Source organism: Vibrio sp. 10N.222.52.B7, assembly GCF_041474275.1.
GTDB lineage: Bacteria > Pseudomonadota > Gammaproteobacteria > Enterobacterales > Vibrionaceae > Vibrio > Vibrio crassostreae_C.
Genome location: NZ_JBFRTU010000022.1, coordinates 85,584 through 98,191, shown reverse-complemented (window position 1 = coordinate 98,191; position 12,608 = coordinate 85,584). Strand labels below are relative to the sequence as shown.

Sequence of the window (12,608 nt, the reverse complement as noted above, 5' to 3'; positions counted from 1 at the left end):
TATTGGGGGTCAGTTCATTTGTCAGCGGCTTTTTTATGTCTGAAGTAAGTCGCAGGAACGTTTCACTCCGAGATGCGAGTACGCTGCGCTCCGGGATACGAAGAGCGAGTGCTAAAAACAAAAAAGGATTGACGCAATACGCCAATCCCTAAGTTTTTTTCGAAGACCGAATTTCAAATCTATTTATAAATGCACAGCATGTTCAAATAGCTATCCGTTAAGCTTGAAAGCTCTTCTGGCGTTTCTACACGTTTCGCTTGGATGAATAGCGAGTAGCAAATGCCGTGGAATAGATTGGCTAGATGTTTAGGATCGTGATCGTCACAAACTTCGCCACGTTCAATCGCTTTGCTAAACATGTTTTGTACTAACATTTGGTTAGTGCGGTTCGTTGTTACGAATAGCGGCCATACTTCATCACGAGTCGAAGCGCTCCATTCGAACCACACATTTAACCAATGGCTATCTTGAGCCACTAACGTCACCATTTCAGTCGCAATATTATGTAGGTTTTGTTTTGCGTGAATATCCAGATCGATATTGTCTGAAAGGAAGTTAGAGAATTGGCGTACAACGTGATTTAGTACTTCATCAACCAGATCTTCACGGGTAGGGAAGTAGTTAAATACAGTTGCGACAGACACCTGAGCGATGTCTGCAATATCAGCGTGTCCACCACGACCGATACCGCGGCGAGAGAATACCTCAAGAGCGATTTCCATCAATTGAAGTTTTCTTTTTAAAGGTGAAAGCCTAGTTCTAGGTCTCTTAGATATTGAGTCCATTTTATTTTCCTTGCCAACGAAATTTTTATATTAATGATTTTATTATTATTTAAGCCAAGATGAGTGTAATGGTGCATATGCGAATGGTCAATCCTTTCAGCTTGTTTTATAGACAGTTACATCAAACTTGATACATAAAGCGTGATCAGCATTGATGTGAAAGGAGACGAGTATTGGATAAGGCACCAGCGCACATTTCGTTGAGAATCTGACAGTAAATTCGAACCATAAGGTGGTGTGGGTATTTGAGCAGTGCTAGACTTACGCACAAAATTGAGCGACACAACTGACGAAACTGTCAACATTCGTCGCAATCACCAAATAGAATGAGAGCAGTATGAAGCATACAGTTGAAGTCATGATCTCTGAGCAAGAAGTTCAGGATCGAGTGAACGAACTAGGCAAACAGATCACGGAACACTACAACGGTAGTGAAGATCTAGTTTTAGTTGGCTTATTGCGTGGATCTTTTGTCTTTATGGCAGATCTTGCTCGTGCTATCGATTTAACTCACCAAGTTGATTTCATGACCGCGTCTAGCTATGGCAACGGCATGGAAAGCTCACGTGATGTTCGTATTTTGAAAGACCTTGATGATGATATCCAAGGTAAAGACGTTCTACTTGTAGAAGATATTATCGATACAGGTAACACGCTGACTAAAGTAAAAGAGATTCTGAGCCTACGTGGTCCTAAGTCTATCGAAATTTGTACGCTACTAGACAAGCCTTCTCGCCGTGAAGTGACTGTCGATACAAAATGGATTGGTTTTGAGATCCCAGACGAGTTTGTTGTTGGTGTTGGTATCGACTACGCACAAAAATATCGTCACCTACCGTACATCGGTAAGGTAGTACCTCAAGAGTAATCATTACGCTTGTGGTTTAGAAGTCATTAAAAAGCCCGCTTGATGCGGGCTTTTTGTATATATGACGGAATGGGTTAGCTTTGTTGACTAAGAAGAGGCGTCGTTAAGATCTTGTTTAATGCATCTAAGTGACTGTTCTCTAAAGTATCGTTACTTGAGCAACGTACGCCAAGGTCCTGTAGCTTGCCATCGCCAATACCATAAACCACACCATGGATTTCAACGTCTTGGCCACGCTCCCACGCATTTTGCATAATGGTTGAGTTACCTAGGTTATAAACCTGTTCTGCGACGTTAATTTCGCATAACTTGTCACCCCATTGCTCACGAGGAAGCCCCTCGATTTGCTTGCGGTATTTTAGGTAATTGTCACGGATGTGCAGTAACCAGTTGTTGATAAGACCAAGTTTAGGGTTATCAATCGCCGCGTTAACACCGCCACAACCGTAGTGACCACAGACAATAATGTGTTTCACTTTAAGCACATCTACTGCGTACTGAACAACAGATAGACAGTTTAGGTCTGTATGAACCACTTGGTTGGCCACGTTTCGGTGAACAAACAGTTCTCCAGAATATAAGCCAGTCAGGCGCTCGGCTGGAACTCGGCTATCTGAACAACCTATCCATAGAAAACCAGGGCTTTGACCCTCTTCAAGCGTTGTAAAATACTCAGGTCTTCCAGAGCGAATTTCTTCAGACCATTTGGAATTGTTCTCAAAAAGCTGTTTTATTTCTGGCATCTTGCTTCTTACATCCCTCAATTAAGATGCTTAACTATACACAATGTTACAAATTCAATCTCGTAAAAACTGCGTCAAAATGTACTCATCTGACGTGTTCTAGTACGGAAAATCATAAACTTAGCCCACTATCAATAATCCGGTTATAAGACATGAATAATGTGATTGAATTAACACTTTCTGAACACTTGATACATTTGCTAAAGTGATAAGGTTTGTCATTTCATCATCAGGAAGGTGTGTTTTGTTTGGAAGTCGTTTTACGGATATCAATCTCAAAGGGGATATGTTTGGCGGTGTAACTACAGCCATCATCTCGTTACCTTTAGCATTGGCATTTGGTGTTGCTTCTGGCGCGGGAGCTGAAGCTGGCTTGTGGGGCGCCATTATGGTTGGCCTATTTGCAGCATTGTTTGGCGGTTCGAGTAGTTTGATTTCTGAACCTACCGGCCCGATGACGGTGATCATGACTGCCGTAATGACGAGTATGGTTGCTAAATATCCTGAAACGGGTATGGCAATGACCTTTACTGTTGTGATGATGGCCGGTGCATTCCAGATATTACTTGGTACGTTAAAGCTAGGAAAATACGTCACTTTGATGCCATATAGCGTGATCTCCGGATTCATGTCGGGCATTGGCGTTATTCTGATTATCTTGCAGCTGTCTCCATTGTTAGGGCATGCCGCTCCATCCGGTGGTGTAATGGGCACGCTCTCTGCTTTACCTGATACGCTAGCAAACTTAAAAGTGAGTGAGCTATTTCTAGGTGCTCTGACACTCGGTATTCTTTTTGGCTTCCCCGCTAAGTATCGTAAGTATGTGCCTGCTCAACTGGTCGCGTTAGTGGCTGTAACGCTCTTGTCCGTCATTATTTTTGATACCGACTCTATTCGCCGTATTGGTGAAATCCCAGCTGGTTTACCTTCCCTCGTTATCCCTACGATCAGCGCTGAACAGTTTACTACTATGGTTATCGATGCCTTGGTGCTTGGTACATTAGGTTGTATTGATACGCTTTTGACCGCGGTTATCGGAGATTCATTGACTCGTAAAGAGCATGACTCAGACAAAGAGCTTCGTGGCCAAGGCATTGCCAATATGATCTCTGGCCTGTTTGGTGCACTACCTGGCGCGGGTGCTACTATGGGGACTGTAACCAATATTCAGGTGGGAGCGCGTTCTCCGCTTTCAGGTGTTATTCGAGCTTTAGTACTTGCGCTCGTGGTATTGGTTGCAGGTGGTTTAACAGAACCGATTCCTATGGCAGTGCTGGCTGGTATCGCGATGTATGTTGGTTTCAATATCCTAGATTGGAGCTTTATCCAGCGCGCGCACAAGGTTAGCTATGCCGGCATGGGCGTGATGTACGGCGTGATGCTATTGACTGTGTTTGTTGACTTGATTATTGCCGTTGGACTGGGTGTGTTTATCTCGAATATTCTGATTATTGAAAGATTAAGCCGAGAGCAAGCCAGACAAGTTAAGGCGATCAGTGATGGTGATGATGAAGACGATATCCCATTGACTGATAGCGAACGTCAGTTACTCGATAGTGCCAATGGTAAGGTGCTATTCTTCTACCTATCAGGGCCGATGATATTCAGCGTTTCAAAGGCGATTTCACGTCAGCACTCAAGTATCTCTGACTATGAAGCGATGATTCTAGACCTGACAGATGTACCTATGATTGATGTCACAGTTGGCCTAGCGCTAGAGAATGCGATTAAAGATGCATTGGATGCGCAGTGTGAGGTGTATCTGCTGTGTCCTAATGAGAATACTCGTCAACAACTAGAGAAGTTCCACGTGATTGACCTAGTACCTGAATCCAACACTTATCGATTCAGATATGAAGCCCTGACGGCAGCAACAAGCTATGTCGACAGAGATGAGCATCAATTTGAGTCAGTTTAATTTTTCAGTAATAAGCTGATATTAATGACCTGATATGAATAATCTAATATGAATAAGCTATAGACGCTCACTTCAAGACTGATCATTAATGCCGTTAAGTGAATCACTTAGCGGCATTTTTATATTTATTGAACGTTGATTTAGTCTTCACGTAGCCAAGACGCTTATTTGTTTTCGAAAGAAACTCTCACACGATATTTGTATTAATCGTCAATCAACGATAAACTTGTTTGCAAAATGGCCGAGTTAACAAGTTTGGGTTAGTTTTCTGCTAGCTCGTTTTAAGCATTACTCTCTTCCTCAAGCTCGGTCGTCTACATCTTATCTATAGCAAATGGCAGTCTATCTCTATGTATGCATTAGAAATTGAGCAATTAAGAAAAACTTATGCTGGGGGCTTCGAGGCTCTTAAGGGCGTTAGTTTACAAGTAGAAAAAGGCGACTTTTACGCACTACTTGGTCCCAATGGTGCGGGTAAATCAACCACCATTGGTGTTATCTCTTCACTGGTAAATAAAACGTCAGGCAAGGTTAAAGTGTTCGGCTACGACATTGATACCGATCTGGAATTGGCGAAGCAGAACTTAGGCCTTGTGCCTCAAGAGTTTAACTTTAACCCGTTTGAAACCGTTGAACAGATCGTGCTGCAACAAGCGGGTTATTACGGCGTGCCAAAAGCATTAGCGAAAGAGCGAGCGAAAAAGTACCTATCTCAACTCGATCTGTGGGAAAAGCGTGGCGAACGCGCGCGTAACTTGTCTGGTGGTATGAAGCGTCGTTTGATGATCGCGCGTGCATTGATGCATGAACCTCATTTGTTGATCCTTGATGAACCGACAGCAGGCGTTGATATTGAACTACGTCGTTCAATGTGGGAATTCCTAAAAGAGATCAATGAGAAGCAGGGCATTACCATTATCTTGACCACGCACTACCTAGAAGAAGCAGAAATGCTGTGTCGCAACATTGGTATCATCAATCGCGGTGAGCTGATTGAGAACACAACAATGAAAGCGCTGTTGGGCAAATTGAGTGCTGAGACCTTTATTCTGGATCTGGAAGAGGGCACGACTGAACCTAAGCTTGAAGGCGTGAATAGCCAAGTGATGGTCAATGGCTCGCTAGAAATCGAAATCGACAAGAACCTAGGTTTGAATACCATCTTTGCTCAATTGAGCGAGCAACAGGTTAAAGTCCTCTCTATGCGTAACAAAGCAAACCGTCTAGAAGAGCTATTTGTGAGTATCGTCCGTGAGGGGAGTAAATAATATGTACAGCCTATATTGGACCGCTTTCTGCAGTTTGTTGACCAAAGAGATCAATCGCTTTACTCGTATCTGGGTGCAGACTCTGGTGCCGCCAGCGATTACCATGACGCTTTACTTCATCATCTTCGGTAACCTGATTGGTGCGCGTATTGGTGAAATGAACGGCTTTAGCTACATGGAATACATTGTTCCCGGTCTGATCATGATGTCGGTGATCACCAACTCATATTCCAACGTTGCTTCATCGTTCTTTAGTGCCAAGTTCCAGAAGAACATTGAAGAGCTGCTTGTAGCGCCTGTTCCTAACTACGTGATTATCGCCGGCTTCGTAATGGGTGGTGTGGTTCGTGGCTTGTTAGTGGGTACCATAGTAACCTTCGTGTCGTTGTTCTTTGTCGACTTACAAGTTGACCATTGGGGCGTGATCATTGCGACGGTATTTTTAACGTCGGTAGTATTCGCTTTGGGTGGCTTGATTAACGCGGTATTCGCACGCACGTTTGATGATATCTCTATTATCCCAACCTTTATCTTAACGCCGCTGACGTACCTTGGTGGTGTGTTCTACTCGATCAGTCTATTGCCTGAATTCTGGCAAGGTGTATCGAAGTTGAACCCTATCGTGTACATGGTTAACGCGTTCAGATATGGCTTCTTGGGTGTGTCTGATGTGGGGATCGTGACGTCGTTTGGCGTACTAGGTGTGTTTATCGTGCTGTTGTATGGCATTGCACACTACCTAGTGACAAAGGGTATTGGCTTACGTAGCTAACCTTTGGTTCATCTAAGTAACAGGTAAAGAAAAAGGTCGATATAACATCGACCTTTTTTTGTTTTGCGTTAAGAGCAGAAGCCGACTATTCAGTCGTTTCTTCTTTCACTTCTTCTTTGGTTTCCGTTACCAAATCGAGAACTTGGTTATCGATAAGACGCGTCTTACCTAGGAAAGCCGACATTAGAATCACTGCTTGAGTTGATTCTGAAGTGATCGCTTGCAGAGTTTTAGCATCACAAATGAAGATTTCGTCAGGTTGAAGATCTGCAGCGCGTAGCTGGTCAGTAGCATCTTCAATCACTGATGCGTAATCATCGCGACCACCACGAATAGCGCTGCTGATCCAGCGCATAGTACGCGCTAAAACGGGCGCTCGTTGGCGCTCGTCAATCGTTAGGTTGCTATTGCGAGAGCTCATTGCCAAACCATCCATTTCACGAACGGTCGCAACGCCGACAACTTCAATGTCTAATGCTAAATCAGTGGTCATCTGGCGAATAACAGCAAGTTGCTGAAAGTCTTTCTCGCCGAAGCATGCAAAGTCTGGCTGAACGATATTAAACAGTTTAGTGACAATGGTTGATACACCACGGAAGTGACCTGGACGAGAGGCACCTTCAAGCATGTGAGATATGCCAGGGACCTCAACAAACGTCTGCTTGTCTAATCCATCTGGGTACATCACCTCTGGCGTTGGTGTAAATACTAGCTCAACCCCTTCACCTGTTAGTTTGCTTAAATCTGCTTCTAACGTTCGAGGGTAGTTGTTTAGGTCGTCTGCACGGTCAAACTGCATTGGGTTTACAAAGATGCTTACCACAACGATGTCGGCCAGTTCACGAGCTTTCTTTACCAGAGTCAGGTGGCCTTCATGCAGGTTTCCCATTGTCGGTACAAAAGCAACCGTACGTCCATCACGCTTAAACTGTTTAATCTGCTCACGAAGAGCCGCTATTTCAGCAAAAGTTTGCATACTTACTCCTAAGCGATTGTATGAGCTTCATCAGGGAAGCGCGCGCTCTCTACTTCTTCTTTGTATAGAGCTACTGCCTTACGCATATCACCTGTTTCTGCTAGGAAGTTCTTAGAGAACTTCGGCATGTAGTTCGCAGAAATACCGAACATGTCATGCATAACCAAGATCTGACCATCGGTAACATTACCTGCGCCGATACCGATAACCGGTACGTCACAAGCTTCTGTAATTCGTTTTGCCAATGAAGCTGGCACACATTCAAGTAGAACGATTTGAGCGCCTGCGTTTTGCAGTGCTAACGCGTCAGCAACCATTTTGTCGGCTTGCTCGTCGTCACGACCTTGAATCTTGTAACCACCAAAAATGTTCACAGACTGGGGCGTCAAGCCTAAGTGTGCACATACTGGTACTGCACGTTCTGTTAGCATCTTCACAGTATCAACCAACCAGCTTCCGCCTTCGATTTTTACCATGTTCGCACCAGCACGCATCAAAGTCGCTGCGCTCTCACAAGCTTGTTCTGGCGTCGCGTAGCTCATGAAAGGCATGTCAGCCATAAGAAGACAATTTGGGCTACCAGCGCGCACTGAGCGAGTATGGTAAGCAATGTCTTCAACGGTTACTGGTAATGTATCGTTATGGCCTTGTAAAACCATACCCAGTGAATCACCGACAAGCAGAACTGGCATTTCTTGGCTTTCGAATAATTGAGCAAAGCTCGCATCATAAGCTGTCGAAGTCGCAAATTTACGGCCTTCACGTTTGCATTTGATCAGGTCGTTAATGGTTACTTTTTTCATTGGTTTTCCTTAATGCGCTTGGCTATTGTTGCCAAACATTGAGCCCGTTCTTATCTACTATTTTCAGTAGTTCTGTCAGCTCAGTCCCATCAGGGAGTTGTAAACTTGGTGCGATTTCAGCAAGCGGGTAGAGTACAAACTCTCGTTCTTTCATTCCATAATGAGGAACGATTAAGCGCTCTGAATCGATCACCTCATTGCCGTATAGCACAATGTCGAGATCCAAGGTTCTTGGTCCCCAACGTTCGTCTTTACGGACGCGCCCTTGCTCTAGTTCGATCTTTTGAGTGCAATCAAGCAGTTCAATTGGCGTTAATTCGGTTTGGATAGCGACTACCGCGTTGATGTAGTCTGGTTGATTTTGCGGTCCCATTGGAGTGCTACTATATAGCTGAGAGGTCGCAATAAACGTTGATCGCGGTAGGCTTTTTAGCGTTTCGATAGCCAAATTTGCTTGGCTAACTGGGTCGGCAAGGTTGCTGCCGACCGCAATGTAAGCAGTTATCATTCTGATTGCTTACTCTTTTTGTTTCGGTAAGTCTTACGGCGACGATGGCCTGACTTTGATGGTGCTGCAACGTCGTTAGCCATTGCTTGACGCATGTTGCGACCCGCAGTCTGATAACGCTCCCACCATTTTGCTAACTCTTTGGTTTCGCCACCTTCAATCTCACCACGCATTTCTAGGAAATCGTAGCCTGCACGGAACTTGTTGAGCTCCATTAGACGAACAGCGCGTTTACCGTTACGGCGAGGCAGTCGAAGTTGCAGTTGCCAAACTTCGCGAATGGTGGCGGTGTGACGACGAGGAATCGCAATAGATTTTACTTGCTGATCAAGAATGATGTTACTCGCTTCCATGATCGCATCGTAGTGTGCCATACCCTGTTCAGCGACAAGTTTGTCTGCCAGCTTGTTCATTGGGTACCAAAGCATCGCTGCGAACATGAATGCTGGGTTTACTCGCTTACCATCTTCGATGCGAAGGTCGGTTGAATCGAGAACCAAATCAAGCATCTGCTCTGTGTGAGAGTCGTAATCTTCGGTGAAGTGCTCAGCTACCGCTGGGAACATCTGTTGGAATAGATTGTACTCGCGCATCAGGTGGTAGGTTTCTAAACCGTGACCTGATTGCAGTAATTTCAGAGACTCTTCGTAAAGGCGCGCTGCTGGGATATCTCTTAGAAGGTGAGCTAACTCTTCAATCGGGTCAGCCGTGTCTTCTTCGATGTCGAAATCCAGTTTAGCGGCGAAGCGCATTGCACGTAGCATACGCACTGGGTCTTCGCGGTAACGCGTTTCTGGATCGCCAATCAGGCGGATCAGTTTATCTTCTAAATCTTCTACACCACCCGCGTAATCGTGGATGCTGTAGTCTGCAATGTTGTAGTACATCGCGTTGATTGTGAAATCACGACGCTCTGCATCTTCATCAACACTGCCGTACACGTTATCGCGAAGTAGCATGCCTTCTTTCGATTGTGCAGAAACGTTCTTCGATGGTTCTTGGTGGTGACCACGGAAAGTTGCCACTTCAATGATGTCGCGACCAAACATGATATGTGCCAAGCGGAAACGGCGACCGATAAGACGACAGTTTCTGAAGAGGTGTTTGATTTGCTCTGGCGTTGCGTTGGTCGCAATATCAAAATCTTTTGGCTGAGAGCCTAATAAGATATCGCGCACACCACCACCGACTAGAAATGCGTCAAAACCCGCACCATTCAGGCGATATAGCACTTTTAGTGCGTTGTCGCTGATCTGCTTGCGTGAAATATTGTGCTCTTGACGAGTATAAATATTCAGAGCTAATTCGTGGAATCCGCGTTGTTCGCTTGGGGTATTGTCGTTTGTATTCATTAGTTTAGAACAAAGTAGGTATCGCCAACTTTGTTTTTCTCTTAGTCCAAAGTGGTAGTGCAGAGTTTAATTGCGGCTAATAATAGCTTAGCGCGAGCCATTTGAGAACATCGTCTGCTTAACCACAGTGGTTGGTTATGGCATTTTTATGTGTCGTTTTTGCTATTTGCCGTGAGTTTCGAGCTAATTACAGTGCTCTTTTTGTAAACTATCAGGTAACTGACTGACGTTCCATTGTTGGCAGCCCCACAATAAAATCTCATCCATTGAAGCCTCATAAAGGGCCGTCGGGATATCAAAACCTAAGAATCGCATCGCGTTGAGTAACGTTGGTTTTGGGTTGTCTAGATCTATCGCGGTGGCATGGTTCTGTTTTGACAGTTTATTCCCCAAGCCATCGGTTGCCAATGGTAAGTGCAAGTAGCTCACTGTTTTTTGCTTGAGCGTCTTATACAAACTGATTTGTCGACCTGTTGGTTCTATCAGGTCTGCGCCTCTTACGACTTCTGTTACTCCTTGGTCGATGTCATCAAGAACAACGGCCAAGTTATAGGCAAACAATCCATCTCTGCGTTTAATAATAAAATCTTCTACAGCTAGTGCTTTAGGGATTTGAATGGTGCCGTGGCGAACATCATCAAAGGACTCCACTGGAAAGTCCATGCACAAGCGCACCGCCTGTTCGCCTGAATCGATTAAGCCTGCATCTCGACAATGACCATTGTAAAAACCACCCAAAGCCTTTATCTGCTTGCGGGTGCATTGGCAGTAGTAGGCTTGATTGTCAGCGACCCATTGATCGATTTGAGCTTGATACAAGCCATGACGCTGACTTTGATAAACGACTTCACCATCCCAGAATAGATGGTAAGCCTCAAGCGTCTTAAGAATGAGGTCTGCAGCGCCGGCCATTTCTCTTGGCGGGTCGAGGTCTTCCATACGAACTAACCATTTTCCTTGGTTAGATTTCGCTTGAAAGTAGCTACCAAGAGCAGCAACAAGTGAGCCAAAATGAAGAGGACCTGACGGTGATGGTGCAAAGCGCCCGATATAATTCATGAGTGAACAACCTAATCTAAATGGTACCGCAGTAGCCGATTCTTAAGACGTTTGACAAGAGCTTTAATGCCTAGAACTAAGCTTCAATCTATAGAACAAGGTTTGATGTATAGAACTAAGGCTTAAAGCTGCTATTTACTATCAAGCGTGTGAAATACTTCGCTTGGATAACAAACAAAAAAGGGAGCCAAGGCTCCCTTTCTTTACATCTGCAAGAATTAACCTTGCATCTGTTTTTCTTTGATCTCTGCAAGTGTTTTACAGTCAATACAAAGATCAGCAGTTGGACGAGCTTCAAGGCGACGAATGCCAATCTCGATACCGCAAGAATCACAGAAGCCGAAATCGTCTTCTTCGATCTTGTCTAATGTCTTCTCAATTTTTTTGATAAGACGACGCTCACGGTCACGGTTACGTAACTCTAGGCTGAATTCTTCTTCTTGAGAAGCACGGTCAACTGGGTCTGGGAAATTCGCTGCTTCGTCCTGCATGTGGTGCACAGTACGATCAACTTCTTCCCTGAGCTGGTTGCGCCAAGCTGCTAAAATTTTTGTAAAATGTTCCGTTTGCTCAGGTGACATGTACTCTTCACCTGGCTTCTCTTGGTACGGTTCAACACCTGCGATGGCTAGGATGCCTAGCGCTTTTTTCTTAGATTCTGGCATACAGCATCTCCTATTTACACCTAGTCAACTGCAAAGCAGCTAATTTTAAGGCGGGTATCTATAGCAGAAAGAACGAATGGTGGCAAATACTCTTATTCAAACTTGCAATCAATGTGATTAGTTCAGCATCTTTGCCTAGCTATTGATAAATTCAACAGCTTGTTTTAGTTGTATTTGAGTACTGCTGAGCTCTGCTTTATAGCAAAGCACTTGAACTCCAGCGTCTTGTGCTTGTTTTAGTAATAACGAATATTTGGCGTCTATATGGTGTGCCGCAGACACTTTTTCAATACCTGAATGTAAAACAGTGAATAAAAGTACGGCTCTATTTCCAGATTCGACCATTTCTGTGAGTTCACGCAGATGTTTTTGGCCTCTGGTTGTGACCGCATCAGGGAAAAAACCTTGCCCTTTAGTTGACGTTTCTAGCTCGTCGAGCAAAGTGACGCTTTTCACTTCGATATAGCAAGGCGGCTTTTCGTTATCTTCAAGCAGAATATCAATGCGACTATTCTCACTGCCATATTTCACTTCGGTTCGTAACGCGTTATAACCTAAGAGTTCAACTATAGTCCCATTTTCAATTGCTTCCACTGCTAGCTGGTTTGCCCGCGCAGTATTTACACAAATACGATGACCTTTGTCTGTTTCTGAGATCTCCCAGCTGTTTGGGTACTTTCTCTTTGCATTATCGGAGGTTGAGTACCACACCGTATTGCCAGGAGTCGCACATCCTGTCATCGCTCCAGTGTTAGCGCAGTGAATAGTACGCTCGCTACCGTCAGGAAGTTGGATGTCAGTGAGGAAACGTTTATAGCGTTTAATAAGAGTCGCAGGCTCTAATGGCGGATTGAAGTGCATATTACTTATTTAGACAGGTAGGTTTTTATG

The 12,608-nt window shown here is 44.5% G+C and carries 13 protein-coding genes; 4 read left to right on the top strand and 9 right to left on the bottom strand.

Annotated features, from left to right (window positions below):
- Positions 1 to 179 precede the first annotated feature (179 nt).
- Positions 180 to 785, bottom strand: coding sequence for a LuxR/HapR/OpaR family quorum-sensing transcriptional regulator (locus AB4512_RS08935; protein ID WP_019824386.1), 606 nt, complete (start codon positions 783 to 785; stop codon positions 180 to 182).
- 337 nt (positions 786 to 1,122) lie between these two features.
- Here AB4512_RS08935 and hpt point away from each other — a divergent pair, with 337 nt between their 5' ends.
- The gene (gene hpt, locus AB4512_RS08930) at positions 1,123 to 1,653 is read left to right on the top strand and encodes a hypoxanthine phosphoribosyltransferase (protein ID WP_017059438.1); all 531 of its coding nucleotides are present in this window, start codon (positions 1,123 to 1,125) and stop codon (positions 1,651 to 1,653) included.
- 74 nt (positions 1,654 to 1,727) lie between these two features.
- Here the strand turns inward: hpt and can are convergent, their stop codons facing one another.
- Complete coding sequence (can, locus tag AB4512_RS08925) at positions 1,728 to 2,396, bottom strand: carbonate dehydratase (protein WP_372174776.1); 669 nt, start codon at positions 2,394 to 2,396, stop codon at positions 1,728 to 1,730.
- A gap of 286 nt (positions 2,397 to 2,682) precedes the next feature.
- On the opposite strand from can, the gene AB4512_RS08920 reads away from it, so the two are divergent.
- The 3 genes from AB4512_RS08920 to AB4512_RS08910 all read left to right on the top strand — a co-directional run bounded on the left by AB4512_RS08920 (position 2,683) and on the right by AB4512_RS08910 (position 6,354).
- Positions 2,683 to 4,314, top strand: a complete 1,632-nt coding sequence (locus AB4512_RS08920; protein WP_017063247.1) for a SulP family inorganic anion transporter — start codon at positions 2,683 to 2,685, stop codon at positions 4,312 to 4,314.
- A gap of 350 nt (positions 4,315 to 4,664) precedes the next feature.
- Positions 4,665 to 5,582 (top strand): ABC transporter ATP-binding protein, encoded by a 918-nt coding sequence (locus AB4512_RS08915; RefSeq protein ID WP_017059435.1) that lies wholly within the window; start codon positions 4,665 to 4,667, stop codon positions 5,580 to 5,582.
- Between the two features lies 1 nt (position 5,583).
- Entirely contained in the window at positions 5,584 to 6,354 is a 771-nt protein-coding gene (locus AB4512_RS08910) for an ABC transporter permease (protein ID WP_010435987.1), read from the top strand.
- Positions 6,355 to 6,439: 85 nt separating this feature from the next.
- Here the strand turns inward: AB4512_RS08910 and panC are convergent, their stop codons facing one another.
- From panC to sfsA, 7 genes are all read right to left on the bottom strand, one after another.
- A complete protein-coding gene (gene panC, locus AB4512_RS08905) occupies positions 6,440 to 7,330 on the bottom strand; it encodes a pantoate--beta-alanine ligase (RefSeq protein ID WP_017059434.1) in 891 nt (296 codons plus the stop codon).
- 8 nt (positions 7,331 to 7,338) lie between these two features.
- A complete protein-coding gene (gene panB, locus AB4512_RS08900) occupies positions 7,339 to 8,133 on the bottom strand; it encodes a 3-methyl-2-oxobutanoate hydroxymethyltransferase (protein ID WP_017059433.1) in 795 nt (264 codons plus the stop codon).
- Positions 8,134 to 8,155: 22 nt separating this feature from the next.
- Positions 8,156 to 8,641: a 2-amino-4-hydroxy-6-hydroxymethyldihydropteridine diphosphokinase gene (gene folK, locus AB4512_RS08895; protein WP_004735459.1), complete on the bottom strand. Its 486-nt coding sequence runs from the start codon at positions 8,639 to 8,641 to the stop codon at positions 8,156 to 8,158.
- Complete coding sequence (gene pcnB / locus AB4512_RS08890; RefSeq protein WP_017059432.1) at positions 8,638 to 9,993, bottom strand: polynucleotide adenylyltransferase PcnB; 1,356 nt, start codon at positions 9,991 to 9,993, stop codon at positions 8,638 to 8,640. Before pcnB ends, folK begins: the two co-directional genes overlap by 4 nt.
- A gap of 183 nt (positions 9,994 to 10,176) precedes the next feature.
- The gene (gene gluQRS, locus AB4512_RS08885) at positions 10,177 to 11,052 is read right to left on the bottom strand and encodes a tRNA glutamyl-Q(34) synthetase GluQRS (RefSeq protein ID WP_372174775.1); all 876 of its coding nucleotides are present in this window, start codon (positions 11,050 to 11,052) and stop codon (positions 10,177 to 10,179) included.
- A gap of 218 nt (positions 11,053 to 11,270) precedes the next feature.
- Positions 11,271 to 11,717: an RNA polymerase-binding protein DksA gene (gene dksA, locus AB4512_RS08880; protein ID WP_004738189.1), complete on the bottom strand. Its 447-nt coding sequence runs from the start codon at positions 11,715 to 11,717 to the stop codon at positions 11,271 to 11,273.
- 135 nt (positions 11,718 to 11,852) lie between these two features.
- A complete protein-coding gene (gene sfsA / locus AB4512_RS08875) occupies positions 11,853 to 12,578 on the bottom strand; it encodes a DNA/RNA nuclease SfsA (protein ID WP_102394608.1) in 726 nt (241 codons plus the stop codon).
- Positions 12,579 to 12,608 lie beyond the last annotated feature (30 nt).

Excerpts from the sequence above, each read along its gene's own strand:
- AB4512_RS08915 (WP_017059435.1), top strand. The coding sequence starts at position 4,665 with ATGTATGCATTAGAAATTGAGCAATTAAGAAAAACTTATGCTGGGGGC.
- AB4512_RS08935 (WP_019824386.1), bottom strand. The coding sequence starts at position 785 with ATGGACTCAATATCTAAGAGACCTAGAACTAGGCTTTCACCTTTAAAA.
- dksA (WP_004738189.1), bottom strand. The coding sequence starts at position 11,717 with ATGCCAGAATCTAAGAAAAAAGCGCTAGGCATCCTAGCCATCGCAGGT.
- gluQRS (WP_372174775.1), bottom strand. The coding sequence starts at position 11,052 with ATGAATTATATCGGGCGCTTTGCACCATCACCGTCAGGTCCTCTTCAT.
- folK (WP_004735459.1), bottom strand. The coding sequence starts at position 8,641 with ATGATAACTGCTTACATTGCGGTCGGCAGCAACCTTGCCGACCCAGTT.
- hpt (WP_017059438.1), top strand. The coding sequence starts at position 1,123 with ATGAAGCATACAGTTGAAGTCATGATCTCTGAGCAAGAAGTTCAGGAT.
- sfsA (WP_102394608.1), bottom strand. The coding sequence starts at position 12,578 with ATGCACTTCAATCCGCCATTAGAGCCTGCGACTCTTATTAAACGCTAT.
- AB4512_RS08920 (WP_017063247.1), top strand. The coding sequence starts at position 2,683 with ATGTTTGGCGGTGTAACTACAGCCATCATCTCGTTACCTTTAGCATTG.
- pcnB (WP_017059432.1), bottom strand. The coding sequence starts at position 9,993 with ATGAATACAAACGACAATACCCCAAGCGAACAACGCGGATTCCACGAA.
- can (WP_372174776.1), bottom strand. The coding sequence starts at position 2,396 with ATGCCAGAAATAAAACAGCTTTTTGAGAACAATTCCAAATGGTCTGAA.
- panC (WP_017059434.1), bottom strand. The coding sequence starts at position 7,330 with ATGCAAACTTTTGCTGAAATAGCGGCTCTTCGTGAGCAGATTAAACAG.
- panB (WP_017059433.1), bottom strand. The coding sequence starts at position 8,133 with ATGAAAAAAGTAACCATTAACGACCTGATCAAATGCAAACGTGAAGGC.
- AB4512_RS08910 (WP_010435987.1), top strand. The coding sequence starts at position 5,584 with ATGTACAGCCTATATTGGACCGCTTTCTGCAGTTTGTTGACCAAAGAG.